Origin of the sequence: Methylobacterium sp. UNCCL125, from assembly GCF_900116795.1 — a bacterium.
Lineage (GTDB): Bacteria > Pseudomonadota > Alphaproteobacteria > Rhizobiales > Beijerinckiaceae > Methylobacterium > Methylobacterium fujisawaense.
Genome location: NZ_FPBW01000008.1, coordinates 153976 through 168832, shown reverse-complemented (window position 1 = coordinate 168832; position 14857 = coordinate 153976). Strand labels below are relative to the sequence as shown.

Here is a 14857-nt window from a genome sequence, read left to right as displayed (position 1 = left end):
GGGGGGCGGTCTAGGCCGGCACGGCGGGAGGCCGCGGCGCGGCGTCGGCGGCGGCCGCGCCCGGCACCCAGAGCCGGTCGCGGACGAAATGCTCGCGCGACAGGGCGACCAGGGCCGCCCGCTTGTGGGGGAAGTCGACGGTGGCGATCGTCGCGAAGCCGGAGGCGTGAAGATTCCGGATCTGCTGGGCGTGATCGGCCCGGGGCTCGCCGACGATCCGCTGCGTGCGCGGCTCGTCGAGGAGCAGGTAATGCATCAGCGACGGCAGCCACGCCGAGAGAACGGGCCGCCCGCGGACGGCTTCGTCGCCGATCGCCACGTGCCAGCCGCGGTCGTAGGGCCCGGCTTCGTAGAGCGGCCCGAGGCGGCTCTCCCGCGCCCAGTACAGCTCGAAATAGCCGAACGGCTTCCCGTCGAGGCAGCCGAACAGCGGCAGGGTCGCGGGGTCGGACTGGAGCTTGGCGATGTAGGCGGCATGCGCCGCGAGGGTGCCGGTCTCCTGCCAGATCGCGGCGACCCGGGGATCGTTCATCCAGGCGGAGAACAGGGCGACGTCGCCGGGCTCCGTCATCGTGCGGAAGCTCACGGTGCGGCCGAGCCAGGGGATCGCCCGCGCGTAGACCGTGCCGGCAGGCGTCCCGGGCCGCAGCGGGTGGCGGCGCCCGTCCGTGGCGGTGAACAGCTCGGGGAACGGCGGCCGGACCGCGGGAAGCCAGCGGGCGGCGCATTGCCAGAGAAGCCCCGGCAGGATCTCGACCCCGTCGCCGCTGCGCCGGGCCGCGCCGAGGTCGAGCAGCCGCCCGGTCGTCGCCGGATCGGCCGTCACGGCGATGCGCAAGACCCGCGTGTCCTCGGCGGTCAGCGCCTCGGCGCGCGCCAGGATCGCATCCACGGCGGCCGCCGGCTCGACCGAACCGGCGAGGCGGATCACCGGCACCTCCCGGGTCCCCTCCAGGGTCAGCGGCACCCGCGCGTCGGCGTGCGCCGTGTCGTCGTGCATCCCGTCCCTGGACATGCTGGGCCTCGAAGCGTCCGTCATCCGTCCTCCGCGTGTCGCCGGCACCTCCCTGACGGATGGGGCCGCCCGGCGTTCAGACCTTTCGTGCGGGGGCGGCCCGGAGGCCCCGGGGCGCCGCCGTGAACGGCCCCCCGCCTCAACCGTCAGTTCATCGAGGCCCGGAGCGGCGCAGGAGCGAGCGGATGGACAGGCAGACCGGCCAGGCGGCGATGGCGGACGAGGCGGCGATCGCGGACACGGGCGGGGACACGACCGCGGACGCGGCCGGGGATTGGACCCTGGCACCGGTGGTGGTGGCCTTCGACCGGGCCGGGCACGGCGCCTTCTGGCCGGCCGGCCAGGCGCTGCCCGCCGGCTGGAGCCGGGCATACGGCCCCTGCGGGATCGCGGCGGCGCGGGACTGGATCGCCGATCCGGCGCATGCGCCCGAAGCCGTCCCCCTGTCGGAGCCAGCCCCCGACGCCGACCGCGAGAGCGTCCCGGCCCGGCTCGCCCGCCTCGCCGCGGCCGAGCCCGGGCGGCCGGCGGTGGTGTTCGGGAACCGGACGCTCACCCGGGGCGAGCTCGACACCCGGGCCTGCGCCCTCGCGGCCGGGCTCGCGGCCCGGGGGATCGGGCGCGGGGACCGCGTCGCGGTGGCGCTGGAGCGGTCGCCGGAGATGATCGTGGCGCTGCTCGGGGTTCTGCGGGCCGGCGCGGCCTTCCTGCCCCTCGATCCCGCATACCCCGCCGCCCGGGTGCAGCTGATGCTGGCGGATGCCGGCATCGCGCATTGCGTCACGACGCCGGCGATCGCCGCGCGCCTGGAGCTTCCGGCGGGCCTCGCCCGGCTCGATCCCGCCGCCCTGGAAGCCGACCGAGCCGCCGCCGTCCCGGTGATGCCGGAGCCGGGGGATGCCGCCTACCTGATCTACACGTCGGGCTCCACCGGCATGCCGAAGGGCGTGCTCGTGGAACACGGCCCGCTCGCCATGCACTGCCGGACCACGGCCGCGGCCTACGCGATGGACGCGGAGTCGCGCGAGCTCCATGTCCTGTCCTTCGCGTTCGACGGCGCCCACGAGCGCTGGATGACGCCCCTCGTGGCCGGCGGCTGCATCGTGCTGCGCGGCCCCGACCTCTGGACCGCCGCCGAGACCCTGGCGCAGATCCGCCGGCACCGGGTGACCCATGCGGGCTTCCCCACAAGCTTCATCGGCCAGCTCGCCGACTGGGCCGAGCGCCTGGGCGAGGCCCCTTCTTCGGTCCAGGTCTACTCCTTCGGCGGGGAGGGGATGCCCCGGGAGACCTTCGCGCGGCTCGGACGCGCCCTGAAGCCCCGGCTGCTGATCAACGGCTACGGCCCGACCGAATGCGTGATCTCGCCGCTGATCTGGGCGGTGCCGTCGGACGCGACCTTCGACGAGCCCTACGCGCCGATCGGCGGCCCAGTGGGCGCGCGGGCGGCCTACGTGCTGGGGCCCGATCTCGAACCCGTGGGCGCGGGGGAAACCGGCGAGCTCTACATCGGCGGCGGCCTCGCCCGGGGCTATTGGGCGCGTCCGGCGCTCACCGCCGAGCGGTTCCTGCCGGACCCCTTCGCCGCGGGCGGCGGCCGGATGTACCGAACCGGCGACCGCGTGCGGCGCCGCCCCGACGGCAGCCTCGCCTTCGCCGGACGGGCGGACGATCAGGTCAAGATCCGCGGCCACCGGATCGAGATCGGCGAGGTCGAGGCGGCCCTGCGGGGGCTGCCGGGCGTCGCGGAGGCCGTGGTCCTGCGCCGGGAGGGCCCGGCCGGTGCCTATCTCGCGGGCTATGTCGTGCCGTCACGCGGACGCCGCCCGGAGCCCGGCCGCCTGCGCGCCGGCCTGGCCCGCACCCTGCCAGAGCCCATGGTGCCGGCGAGCCTGACCCTCCTCGACCGGCTTCCGGTGACCGCCAACGGCAAGCTCGACCGCCACGCCCTGCCGGACCCCGCCGCCGACGACCGGCGCGGGCGGCCCCCCGGCTCCGCCACGGAGCGGCGGCTCGCCGGGATCTGGTCCGAGGTCCTGGGCTTTCCGGTCCGGGTGGCGGACCGGCGCTTCTTCGAACTCGGCGGCGATTCCCTGTCGGCCCTGCGGCTGGTGGCGCGCCTGCGCCTCATCGCGCCCCGGGGCGGGATCGGCGTGGCGGACCTCCTGCGCGATCCCACCATCGCGGAGCTGGCGGCGCGGATCGATGCCGGAGCGGAGGCCGCCGACGAGGGCCTCGCCCCCACGGTCCGGCTGTCCGCCGGGCGGCCGGAGAGCGACCGGCCGGTGCTGGTGCTGTTCCCGGGACTCCTGGTGAGCACCCGGGAATACGAGCCCCTGGTGGCCCATCTCGGTCCCGGGCAGGAGGCGCACGGCTTCCTCTGCGCCTCCCTGGTGGAGGCGGTCCGGCCGCTGCCGGCGGTGGCCGACCTCGCTGACGCCTATGCCGAGCGGGTGCGCGGCCTGATGCGCGGCCGCGCCGGCACGTGCGTCTTCCTGGGCTGGTCCTGGGGCGGAGTGCTGGCCTACGAGACCGCCCGCCGGCTCGGCCCCGGCTTCCCCCTGGCGTGCGTCGGCATGCTCGATGCCTGCGGCCTGGAGGCCAATTTCGCCCCCGGCGCCGGCCGGCCGATCGCGCCCGAGGAGCGGGCGGCCCACGAATCGCTGGTCGGCGCCTGGCTCGAGCGCTCGCCGATGCGTGCGCATTGGGCGGCCCTGCGCGCCCGCATGGACCCGGAGGCCGACCTGCAGTTCCTGCGCTTCCTGGCCGCCGAGCCGCAGCCCCTGCCGACCGACGGACCCGAGGTCGGAAGCCGGGAGCGGATGCTCTGGACGCTGGTCGACCACGCCATTCAGTTCCGCAGCCTCCGGCTGGAACCCGCCGCGGTGCCGGTCCACAGCTTCGTGGCGGCGGAGTCCCTGACCCGCGGCCTGCCGGTGATCGACTGGTCCGCGCTCACCAGCCGGCTTCTCGCGGTGGAGACCGTACCGGAAACCGATCATCTCGACATCGTCCTGTCGCCGTATCTCCACGACCGGATCGCCGCGCTGATGGCGCCCGGTGCCGGGGCATGGGGCCGGGCCGCGCGGACCGTCGCCGGAGCCGCCGCCGGAGCCGCCGGAGCCGCTGCCGGGACCGCCGCATGACTCCGCGGGATCCCGATCTGACCTTCGAGGCCCTGCGCGACGCCCATGTGGCCGCGCTCACCGGCTCCCTGATCGACGGCGTCGAGCACGGCCCCGGGGGGGCGGGTTACGTCTGGTCGCGGAGCATTCCGGACCCGACCCTGAACTTCGCCTTCGGGGTGCATCGGCCCGACCAGTTCGCCTGGGCGGGGGCCGCGGCCCTCGGGCGTGCCCGGGCGCCGGCCTTCCTGGCCCGGGACGACGCGGAGGTGGCGCTGCTGCGCGATCTGTTCGAGCCGGCGGCGCTCTACCCGGCGAGCTGGATGGTGGCGTGGCCGCGGCCGTCGTCGTCCGCGGCGGGTGGCGCGATCACCGTGCAGGCCGCGCCCGCACCGGGGCCGGATTTCGAGCGGGTCTTCGCTCACCTGTCCGACGACCCGGGCGTGCGGACGCATCTGCGCCGCTTCTATATCCCGGCCCTGCGCGCGGCCCGGAGCAGGACGGGACTCGCGCCGTTGCACCTCGTCCTGCGCGACGCCACCGGTCCGGCGGCCTGCGCGAGCCTTTACCTGCGCGGCGACAGGGCGGGGCTGTACAATGTCAGCACGCGGGCCGACCGGCAGCGTCGCGGCCTGGGCACCGCCGTGACCGTGGCGGCCCTGCGCGAGGCGCGGGCCCGCGGGGCCACACAGGTCTTCCTGCAATGCCCGGCCGGCGGCGCGGTCGAGGCGCTCTACGTCCGGGCGGGCTTCCGGACGGTCTGCGCGCCCACCCTGCTGTGCACGAGCCCGCCTTGATCGGGATCCGTTCAGAACGGCTCCGCGCCATACCCGTCGGGCGTGAGGCTGAAGACGAACCCGATCTCCGCCTCCGCGTCGCCCAGGACCAGCGCGCTGACCGGCCCGGCGACGACCTTGCCCTCGCCCTCCGCCCAGGCGTCGTACCGTCCGCGGGACTCGAGGGCCGCCAGCGCCGCGAGGGTGCGCCGCGCCGCCCGGGGCTGCCGGACGCCGTTCTCGTCGCGCCACGCCGCCGCGTCGGCGGGCCAAACCCGGCGCGGCAGGGACGGCCTGTCGCCGCGCGAGGGCGGGCGCATGGCCGCGACCCGGAGCGCGCGGATCCTCACGGCCGGCCGACCCAGGCCGCGCGCAGGACCCGCAGGGGCGCCGTCGCGGCAGGCGCGGTCGCGACGGGCGTCGGGCGGGGCCCGGGACAGGGCACATGCGGGCGGGGCGGCCGCCCGGCCGGAGGGACCATGCCCGCCACCGCGCGGGAGAGCGCCGCGGCCAGGGGCGCGTAATCGGCCAGATGCACGCCGTCCCGGTGGAGACCGGGGCCGGCGAGCCCCCCGGTGCCGGCGCGCCACGCCGCGAACGGGTCGAAGAAGGTGTGGCCCCCCTCGGCACACAGCCTCGCCAAGCGGTCCGAAAAGACCGCGACGGCGGCGGGATCCCGGCCGGTCGCCCCGATTCCGACCGGCGGTACGGCGGCGACGAACACCTGTGCCGACCACGCCTCCAGACTGCGCAGGATGCGCCGGACATCGGCCTCGAACCGGTCGACCACGCGGGCCCGCTCGGGATGCCGCCAGCGCTGGAGGTCGTTGGTGCCGATGATCAGCACCGCGGCCGCGCAGCGGGCCGGAACGCGCAGCTCCGCGAGATGGCGGCCGCAATCGGCCGCGGTGCTGCCGCCGACGGCGATGTTGATGCAGGCCCGGCCGCCGAGATCCGGCGTTCCGACGAACTCCGCGTGGGAGTTGCCGGCCAGCAGCACGCTGTCCGGCGCGGCCGCCCGCAGGGCCGCGCGGATGCCGGGACGCCGGTCGGCGAACCGGCGCCCGACGATCCGCCCATGCCGCCAGTGCCGGGCGGCGGTCTCGATCCAGGGGACGTCCATGACTGTCCTGATCAGGCGTGAGGGCTCGGCCGCTCCCGGATGGCCGGGACCGGAGAATGACGGGTGCGGCCCGCGACAGAACCGTCACGACCGCACGACTCGGCCGCACCATGACTTGGCCGTTCCCTGACATGGACACGGCATGACTTGGCGACCGGGCACCGAAGCGCGGGAAACACGGGGACATCCGATCCGCGACCGCAGATCGTCTTCGCATGTTTTATGTGGGAAAAATTCACACGTCAATCGGCCAGCGGAACGGATCGGTCCCGGATCCGAACGGGGACGACTTCCGGCCGCTGCGGCGCCGCGCTAGGTCGGTGGCCGCGGGGCGCCGTCGGTCGCCCGGAACCGTCGGGGGGCCAGGATGGCCAGCGAGATGATCAGGGATCGGGTCTTCATCGTCACGGGCGCGGGCTCCGGCCTCGGGGAGGCGACGGCGCGGGGCCTCGCGGCGGCGGGGGCCCGGGTTGTCGTGGCCGACATCGCCCGGGAGGCCGGCGCCCGGGTGGCGGCGGATCTCGGGACGCAGGCGCGCTTCGTCGAGACGGACGTCACCCGCGAGGCCGATGGCGCGGCGGCGGTCCGGACGGCGCTGGACGCCTTCGGGCACCTCCACGGGCTCGTGAACTGCGCCGGCATCGCGCCGGGGGAGAAGGTGGTCGGCCGCGACGGGCCGCACCGGCTCGAGACCTTCGCGCGGGCGGTCTCGGTCAACCTCGTCGGCACCTTCAACATGATCCGGCTGGCGGCCGACGCCATCGCCCGGGAGGCGCCGGACGCGGCGGGCGCCCGGGGCGTGATCGTCAACACCGCCTCGATCGCGGCCTTCGACGGCCAGATCGGGCAGGCCGCCTACGCGGCCTCGAAGGGCGGCGTGGTCGCCATGACGCTGCCCCTCGCCCGGGAACTCGCCCGGCACGGCATCCGGGTGGTGACCATCGCGCCGGGCATCTTCGAGACCCCGATGATGGCGGGGCTGCCCCAGGACGTGCAGGACACCCTCGGCCAGAGCGTGCCCTTCCCGCCGCGCCTCGGCCGCCCGTCGGAATACGCGGACCTCGTCCGCCACATCTGCGAGAACCCGATGCTGAACGGCGAGACGATCCGCCTCGACGGGGCGCTGCGGATGCCGCCGCGCTGACGGCTCAGCCGATCGACACGCTGGTCAGAACCGCGGCGGCCCGGCGGACCTCGGCGGCGATCATCTCCTCGCTCGGACCGTCGATCGGCATATCCGACAGGATCGCCGCCACGTCGCGCTTCACGTCCTCGCGGATCTCCGGGTTCTCCTCGGAGAGCCGCCCGATCAGGACGCCGAGCACGATCTCCAGGGCGGACAGCTTGGCGTGCAGGCGCGTGAAATCGTCCAGCGGCTCGGGCTCGTGCGCGGTCATGGCCTGCTCCATCCGTGAGGGCTCCGCCGTCGCCGAGGGGCACGCCGGATCGTCAGCGTCTCATACAGGGGCCCCGGCCGCCCGTCTCGCGGGGCGCCCGGCCGCGCTCCGGGGCGACGGCGGCAGAATTTTTTCCGGGCGCGGGCAACCGGATTTCCGGACCCGACGTTTCACGCTCCCGTGAACGAGCCCGCAAAGGGACTACCCGCCATGATCACCCGCCTCACCGCTGCCGCTGGCCTGCTCGCCCTCTCCGCCAGCTTCGCCGTGGCCCAGACCCCCACCGCGACCCCCGCCGAACCCGCCACCAAGGCCGACAGCAACCTGAAGGAGTGGCAGGTCGCCAAGGTCGCCAAGGTCGGCCTCGCCCAGGCGCTCGCCACCGCCGAGTCGCAGGGCGACGAGAAGGGCGGCCGCGCCATCGACGCCGACTTCGAGAAGGCCGACAGCAAGGATCCGGCCCACTACGCGATCAAGGTCGTCTACCCGAGCGGCAAGCTGGTCGAATACGGCATCAACGCCGATACCGGCGCCCTCTACAAGACCGAGAACCAGCCGATCGAGCGCTACTTCACCCGGCTGAAGGCCTCCGACTTCCAGAACGCCAAGACCTCGCTGAAGGACGCGCTCGCCATCGCCGAGCAGAAGGCCGGCGGCGGCAAGGCCTACGAGGCCGAGGTCGAGAAGGACGGTTCCGCGGTCCAGTACGAGATCAAGGTCGCCGGCGCCGACAAGGAGCAGGAGATCAAGGTCGGGCCGGACGGCAAGGTCCTGAACTGAGGCGCCGGGCTGCGGCGCAGGCCGCCGCAGCCCGCCCCGTCCTCGCGCGGGGCGCGCGGCAATCCGGGGGACGCCCGGCCGATCCAGGCCGCGCTGCCCCGAAGCGCTTCATGCGCGAGGACGGCTCGGCCGGAGCGGCCGCTGCAACCTGTCGCCCCGCGGCGAGCGGACCCGAACCACCGTCTCGTCCATTCCGTTCGTAAGCGGCGGCCGGAGCGGCCGCGGACGGGAAGGGCAGGATGGACGCACGCGCGCTGGACGAGGGTCATCTCGGACGGGCCCATACCCGGGTCGAGGGTCCCGACAAGGTCACGGGCCGGGCCCTCTACAGCTCCGACCGTGTCGGCCCGGAGACCGCCACGGCCCACGCCGCCCTGGTGACCAGCACCATCGCCCGGGGCCGCATCACCGGCTTCGACCTCGAAGCCGCCGGGCGGGTGCCGGGTCTCCTGGGGATCTTCACCCACCGGGATTTCGCGGGCGCGGTGGCGCCGGTGAAGCACCTGATGGCCGGCGGCTTCGCCAACAGCTCGCACCGCCCCCTCGACTCCGAGGCGGTCGCCTATGCCGGCCAGATCGTGGCGCTGGTCGTGGCGGAGACGCAGGAAGCGGCCGCGGCGGCGGCGGGCGCGGTCCGGGTCGCCTACGCGGCCGAGCCCGCCGCCGGCGGCTTCGATGCGCCCGGCGCCGAGACCGTGCGGCTGGCCGACCTGAAGCCCCATCACGAGGACATCGCCCGCGGTGATGCCGAAGCCGCCCTGCATACGGCGGCCGTCCGGATCGAGGCGCGCTACGAGACGCCGGTCCAGCACCACAACCCGATCGAGCTGTTCACCACCCGGGCCGCCTGGGACGGCGACAGACTGACGGTGCACGAGCCGACCCGCTACGTCGGCGCGGTCCAGCACGGACTCGCCGCGCAACTGGGCCTCGATCCCGCGCAGGTGCGGGTCGTGGCGGGCCTGATCGGCGGCCATTTCGGCTCGAAATTCGCGCTGTCGCAGCACACGGCGCTCGTCGCCCTGGCGGCCAAGCGCCTCGGCCGGCCGGTTTCCCTGGTCCCGAGCCGGCGGCAATGCTTCACCATCGCCAATTACCGGCCGGAATCCCGCCACCGCATCCGGCTCGGCGCCGACCGGACGGGCCGCTTCACCGCCATGGTCCACGAAGCCGACACCGTGACCTCGCGCTTCGATCCCTTCGTCATGGAGGGCGCGGAGGTGACCGCGAGCCTCTACGCCTGCCCGAACATCCGGACCGAGGAGCGGGCCGTGCGGGTCGACCGCAACACGCCGGGGCCGATGCGGGCGCCCCCGGAGGTCCCGTTCCTGTTCGCCCTGGAGAGCGCCGTCGACGAGATGGCGGCCGCGCTCGGCATGGACCCGATCGAGTTGCGCCGGCTCAACGACACGGCGGTGGATCCGGTCTCGGGAAAACCGTTCTCGACCCGGCCGCTGATGGCCTGCTTCGATGCGGGCGCCAAGGCCTTCGGCTGGTCGCGCCGGGTGCCGCGTCCGGGTTCGATGCGCGACGGTCCCTGGCGGGTGGGTCTCGGCTGCGCCACCTCGGTGCGGCCGGTGAAGATCGCCGCCGCGACGATGCGGGTCCGGCTGGGCCCGGACGGGTCCGCGGAGGTGGCCTGCGCGCATCACGAGATCGGCAACGGCATCACCACGCTGCTCGCCATGGGTGCCGCGGACGGGCTCGGGGTGCCGGTGGAGCGGGTCACGGTCCGGCTCGGCGACACGGAGCTGCCGGCCGCGGGCATCTCGGGCGGATCGAGCACGACCACCAGCCTGATGAACGCCCTGGCATTGGGCTGCGGGCAGATCCGCGAGACCCTCGCGCAGGCCGCGACCGGGCAGGGCGGCCGCCTCGCCGGCCATGATCCGGGGACGCTGCGCCTCGCGGACGGGCGGCTCGTGGCCCCGGACGGGGCCGGGATCGCGCTGGCCGAGGCGGTCGGCCCAGCGGGCGTGGAGACCGTCGCGGCGTTCGTGCCCGAAGGCGGCGACCGCGAGACGGCGCTCGCGGGCCTGCGGCAGGGCCATATCGGGCTCAGCCTGGGCGGGGGCGGGAAAGCCGTGTCCTGGGGCTTCGGCGCGCAGTTCGCGGAGATCCACGTCCATGCCGAGACCGGGGAGATCCGGGTGGCCCGGCTCACCGGTGCCTTCGCGGCGGGGCGCATCCTCAACCCGCTGACCGCGCGGAGCCAGCTCACGGGCGGGATGATCTGGGGCCTCGGCTCGGCGCTGCTCGAAGAGACGGTGCTCGACGGCGCCGCCTACCGCAACCCGGATCTCGCCGAATACCTCGTCCCCACGGCGGCCGACGCGCCGGAGGTCGAGGCGCTGCTGGTACCCGATCCCGACGACCGGGTGGACGCGCTCGGCCTGAAGGGTCTGGGCGAACTCGGCATCATCGGGGTGAACGCCGCCATCGCCAACGCCGTCCACCACGCCACCGGCCGCCGCATCCGCAGCCTGCCGATCCGGCTGGAGGACGTGGCGTAACGCCGGCCGCTTCTCCCTCCCCCCTCTGCGGGGGAGGGAGGGCGCGCCATTCTGCGACCCGCTCTACTCCATCGTCGGCGCGAGCTTCTTCACGCTTGCCACATCCTCGCCCAGCCATGCGGCATTCTTGGCCGTGCCGTCGAAGGTCGCGCTCGTCTTGAACAGCTCGTACTTGCCCTCCAGCGCGTAGGGCTTCGACCGCGACAGCAGCTCGGCCACCGCCGCCTTGTCCATCGGCTTGAAGGTCTTCACCGCCTCGAAGGCCTGGTCGAGGTCGCGCTGGTTCTGGATGCCGGTGATCACCACCGAGACCGGCAGGTTCAGCGAGAAGTGCAGGTACTCGATCGGCTTGATCGGCGCGTCTGCCTTCAGGATCACCCCGTCGCCAAAAGTCTTCATGGCGAGCGGCGCGATGCCGTTCTGCACGAGATAGGGCAGGACGAGGTGGCTGAACGAGCGGAAATGCGCGTCCATCACGTTGACGGGCATCTGCACGGAATCGAAGTGGAAGCCGCGCTCGGCGGCGACCTCCAGCATCTGCAGGTGGATGCGCGGGTCCTTGTGGCCGGTGAAGCCGATGTAGCGCAGCTTGCCGGCCTTCTTGGCCTCCAGGAAGCCTTCCATCGCCCCGCCCTCGGCGAAGACCCGGTCCGGGTCGTCGAAACGCAGGATCTCGTGGTGCTGGACGAGGTCGATCCGGTCGGTGCGCAGGCGCAGGAGCGACTGGTCGATCTGCTTGATCGCCACCTCCTTGGTCCGCCCGTCCATCTTGGACATCAGGAAGACCTTGTCGCGATAGCCGCCCTGGGCGAGGGCCGCGCCCATGCGCAGCTCGGAGCGCCCGTCGTTGTAGTCCCAGCAATTGTCCATGAAGGTGATGCCGCGATCGATCCCGGCATGGATCAGCCGCGTCGCCTCGTCGTCGGTCACGGCCTTCTTGCCGAGGTGGAACCCGCCCATGCCGATCGCCGAGATCTTTTCCGACGTCTTCCCGAAGGTCCGGTAGAGCATCTCGCCCCGGCGCTCGCCGGGATCGGTGACGAAGGGCAGGTCCGCCGGGTCCTGCGGGCGGTTGCCCGGGAGCACGGGGGCGTTCACGGCCGCACCTGCGCTGCCGGCGCCAGCCAAGCCCGCGCCGAGCACGGCGCCCTGTAGGAAGCTGCGGCGTTCCATCGGCTGTCTCCGTTCGTGAGTGTCCGGGTGAGGAGAGGTAATGCGTCGGGCCGGCTCATCGTTCGGTCTCCGCGGCGAGGCGTCCTGCCGCGTGGAGCAGGCGCAAGGCGGCGCAGGCGGCGCCGTAGCCGTTGTCGATGTTGACCACCGTGATGCCGGGGGCGCAGCTCGCCAGCACCGCGTCGAGGGCGGCGCGGCCGCCCGCGGCGACGCCGTAGCCCACGGAGGTCGGGACCGCGATCACCGCGCCGGCCACGAGGCCGCCGACGACGCTCGGCAGCGCCGCATCCATGCCGGCGGCGACGATCACCACCGGATGCGCGCGGATCTCCTCGATCCGCGTGGTCAGCCGCCACAGGCCGGCGACGCCGACATCGGCGAAGAGCGCGGCGGCCCGGCCGGCATAGGCCAGCACCCGCAGGGCCTCGCGGGCGACGGGCACGTCCGAGGTGCCGGCCGCCACCACGGCGACCCGGGCCGGGCCCGTGATCCGGGGCGCCTCGCCGAACACCGCCGTCCGGGAGACCGGGCAATAGTCGAGGCGGGCCGCCGCATCGAGCCGGTCGCGCTTCTCCGGATCGAGGCGGGTGAGGAGGAGCGAGGCGCCCCGGGCGCGGGCGGACTCCAGGATCGCGTCGATCTGCTCAGGGCTCTTGCCGGCGCAGAAGATCGCCTCCTCCAGCCCGATCCGCTCCGACCGGGCGAAGTCGAGGGTGAATTCTTCAGCGACGCTCACGAACGGGCCTCCCCCTGCTGCACCAGGAAGGCGCTGCCGACCCGGTAGGGCGCGAACCGAACCGGGCCGGCGAGACGCGCCGGTGCGATCTCCCGGATCCCGGCCCCGAGTTCGGCGCGGCTGTCCGCGTCGAGGGCCGCCAGGCTCCCGGGATCGAGTTCCACCACCACGCCCTCGGCGCGCACCCGGCAGCGGACCGCCCGCTTGGCGCCGGTCCCCGCAGCGAGGGCGCCCCCCACCAGCCGCTCGACGGCGTGGATGAAGCCCAGCGTCTCCGGCTCGATCGGGATGCCGGTCTCGACCCGGCTCGACAGGCACGGGGCCGCCGGCAGCTCCGCCACGGCGCCGAGGCCGAGGTCGCGGGCGAGCGCCCGCACGGAAGCCTTGTCGAACCCCGCCTCCACGTAGGGGTGGCGCACGCCGTGCTCCCGGGCGGCGTCGAGGCCGGGGCGGTACTCGCCGAGGTCGTCGCGGTTGGCGCCCGAGAGGATCTGCCGGTCGGTGACGGCCCGGACCGCCCCGTACAGGTTGGTCTTGCAGAAGAAGCAGCGGTTGACCGGGTTGGCCCGGTAGGCCGGGTCGGCGAACTCGCCGGCCTCGATCACCCGCAGGGTCCAGCCCTCGCGGGCGCCCTCGGCGCGGACCCGCGCGGTCGCCTCCTCCGGCACGGCCGGCGAGACCGCGTGCACCACCAGGGTCGTGCCCGGCGCCAGCCGGTGGGCGAGGGTGGCGAGGGTCAGGCTGTCGACCCCGCCGCTCACCGCCACGGCGACGGGGCCGAGTCCCGCCAGGACGGCTTCGAGTTTCTGGCGCGTCACCGCTCCTCCTCCGGCACAGTCAGGGCGAGGCGCTCGGCCTCGCGGCGCAAGCGCGCCCGTGCGGCGTGACCCGCGTGGTCGCGGGCATCGTCGGCCTCGGCCTTGGCGGTGCGCCCGCCGGGGCGGTCCACGACCTTCACCCGGACGGGTCGGCCCGCATGATCCACCGTGCGGGCCTCGCGGTCGAGCACCGCCCCCTCGACCCGATGGTAGCGCAGGCCGATCGTGGTGGTCTCCCGGAAGCAGGCCGCGATCGCCGCCTCCAGGCTCTCCGGGCGGACCAGAACCTGGATCCGGGCCATCATCCGGCCCTTCTTGCCGAGGACCGGCGCCTGCACGACGTCCAGGATTCCGGGCTCACGCCGCAGCCGGTCGAGGCCCATGGCGAGATCCTCGCCGGACTGGTCGTCGATCTCGAAGGCGATCACCGCGAGGTCCCGCCGGCCGGGACGGGCGGCCGCCTCATCCAGCACCAGGACGCGCAGGCAGTTGCTCAGGCCCGGCAGGACCTTGGTGCCGAACCCGATGCCGGTGCGCCCGAGAATGCCCCGCGGACGGCCCCGCCCGGGGTCTTCGCCGCAGAGATGGCGCAGGATCGCCGCGCCGGTGGGGGTGACGCGCTCGCCGGGCACGCCGTCGTCGAGGGTCGAGAAGCCCTCGAGGAGCAGCGTCGTGGCGGGGGCCGGGACGGGGAGGGGACCGTGCTGGGTCCGCACCCGGCCGGAGCCCAGCGGCAAGGCCGAAACGCTCCAGCTCCGCACCCCCAGCGCGGCGATCAGGTGGGCGGCGGCGACGATGTCGGCGATGGAATCGAAGGCGCCGACCTCGTGGAACGCCACCGCCTCGACCGCGATGCCGTGGACCCGGGCCTCGGCCGCGGCGAGGTGGCCGAAGATGGCGAGGGCCTGCGCCCGGACCGCCGGCGCGAGATCCGCCGCCTCCAGCGCGGCGCGGATCTCCGACCAGGGCCGGTGTCCGTGACCGTGACCCTGATCGTGGCCATCGCCGTGACCGTGGCCGTCATCATGGGCGTGATCGTGATCGTGGGGATGCGGATGGTCGTGGCGTGCCGGGTGGTCGTGTCGGTGCGGCGCGGGTCCGGGCTCCACCCCGGGGGCCGAAACGGCGAAGCGCGCGCCGCTGAGGATCCCGTCATTGTGCGCCCGGACCGCGCAGGCGATGCGCCCGTCGACCGCCCGGATGCTGGCGGAGACGCCGGCCTGATGCTCAGGGAAGGCGTCCAGCAGGGCGGCGGCGAACATGTCGCCGGCCACGCCGCCGAGCGCGTCGAGGTGGATGTGCATCGTGTGTCGCGCGGGCCCGTGCCGGGAGGGAGGTCCGCCTCAGATCGGCCGCGGCGGTTCCGCGGCAAGGTTCGGCCGGCCTGCGGGGCCGCGGCGT

The 14857-nt window shown here is 74.4% G+C and carries 13 protein-coding genes; 5 read left to right on the top strand and 8 right to left on the bottom strand.

Annotated elements, in window-relative coordinates:
- Positions 1–10: 10 nt before the first annotated feature.
- The gene (locus BM396_RS10165) at positions 11–1015 is read right to left on the bottom strand and encodes a GNAT family N-acetyltransferase (protein ID WP_244538854.1); all 1005 of its coding nucleotides are present in this window, start codon (positions 1013–1015) and stop codon (positions 11–13) included.
- A 185-nt stretch (positions 1016–1200) separates the two neighbouring features.
- Here BM396_RS10165 and BM396_RS10160 point away from each other — a divergent pair, with 185 nt between their 5' ends.
- Positions 1201–4161, top strand: coding sequence for an amino acid adenylation domain-containing protein (locus BM396_RS10160; protein ID WP_081948655.1), 2961 nt, complete (start codon positions 1201–1203; stop codon positions 4159–4161).
- Positions 4158–4937, top strand: coding sequence for a GNAT family N-acetyltransferase (locus BM396_RS10155; RefSeq protein WP_043382476.1), 780 nt, complete (start codon positions 4158–4160; stop codon positions 4935–4937). Before BM396_RS10160 ends, BM396_RS10155 begins: the two co-directional genes overlap by 4 nt.
- An 11-nt stretch (positions 4938–4948) precedes the next feature.
- On the opposite strand, the gene BM396_RS10150 is transcribed toward BM396_RS10155, so the two are convergent.
- Both BM396_RS10150 and BM396_RS10145 read right to left on the bottom strand, forming a co-directional pair.
- Positions 4949–5236 carry a hypothetical protein gene (locus BM396_RS10150; RefSeq protein WP_244538853.1) on the bottom strand — a complete coding sequence of 96 codons (288 nt, stop codon included), beginning with the start codon at positions 5234–5236 and terminating at the stop codon, positions 4949–4951.
- Between the two features lie 26 nt (positions 5237–5262).
- Positions 5263–6039 carry an SGNH/GDSL hydrolase family protein gene (locus BM396_RS10145; protein ID WP_043382365.1) on the bottom strand — a complete coding sequence of 259 codons (777 nt, stop codon included), beginning with the start codon at positions 6037–6039 and terminating at the stop codon, positions 5263–5265.
- 379 nt (positions 6040–6418) lie between these two features.
- Here BM396_RS10145 and BM396_RS10140 point away from each other — a divergent pair, with 379 nt between their 5' ends.
- Positions 6419–7183, top strand: a complete 765-nt coding sequence (locus BM396_RS10140) for a 3-hydroxyacyl-CoA dehydrogenase (protein ID WP_236952901.1) — start codon at positions 6419–6421, stop codon at positions 7181–7183.
- Positions 7184–7187: 4 nt separating this feature from the next.
- Here the strand turns inward: BM396_RS10140 and BM396_RS10135 are convergent, their stop codons facing one another.
- Positions 7188–7436, bottom strand: coding sequence for a hypothetical protein (locus BM396_RS10135; protein ID WP_043355542.1), 249 nt, complete (start codon positions 7434–7436; stop codon positions 7188–7190).
- 210 nt (positions 7437–7646) lie between these two features.
- Here BM396_RS10135 and BM396_RS10130 point away from each other — a divergent pair, with 210 nt between their 5' ends.
- A complete protein-coding gene (locus BM396_RS10130; RefSeq protein WP_043382364.1) occupies positions 7647–8216 on the top strand; it encodes a PepSY domain-containing protein in 570 nt (189 codons plus the stop codon).
- Between the two features lie 239 nt (positions 8217–8455).
- Positions 8456–10729 (top strand): xanthine dehydrogenase family protein molybdopterin-binding subunit, encoded by a 2274-nt coding sequence (locus BM396_RS10125; RefSeq protein WP_043382361.1) that lies wholly within the window; start codon positions 8456–8458, stop codon positions 10727–10729.
- Between the two features lie 63 nt (positions 10730–10792).
- Here the strand turns inward: BM396_RS10125 and BM396_RS10120 are convergent, their stop codons facing one another.
- From BM396_RS10120 to BM396_RS10105, 4 genes are read right to left on the bottom strand one after another with little or no spacing between them, the layout of a single operon-like run.
- Positions 10793–11902: an aldo/keto reductase gene (locus BM396_RS10120; protein ID WP_043382359.1), complete on the bottom strand. Its 1110-nt coding sequence runs from the start codon at positions 11900–11902 to the stop codon at positions 10793–10795.
- Positions 11903–11957: 55 nt separating this feature from the next.
- Entirely contained in the window at positions 11958–12638 is a 681-nt protein-coding gene (gene larB, locus BM396_RS10115) for a nickel pincer cofactor biosynthesis protein LarB (RefSeq protein ID WP_043355532.1), read from the bottom strand.
- Complete coding sequence (locus BM396_RS10110; RefSeq protein WP_043382356.1) at positions 12635–13456, bottom strand: ATP-dependent sacrificial sulfur transferase LarE; 822 nt, start codon at positions 13454–13456, stop codon at positions 12635–12637. The genes larB and BM396_RS10110 overlap by 4 nt, the downstream gene beginning before the upstream one ends.
- Positions 13453–14760, bottom strand: a complete 1308-nt coding sequence (locus BM396_RS10105; protein WP_043382354.1) for a nickel pincer cofactor biosynthesis protein LarC — start codon at positions 14758–14760, stop codon at positions 13453–13455. Before BM396_RS10105 ends, BM396_RS10110 begins: the two co-directional genes overlap by 4 nt.
- Positions 14761–14857 lie beyond the last annotated feature (97 nt).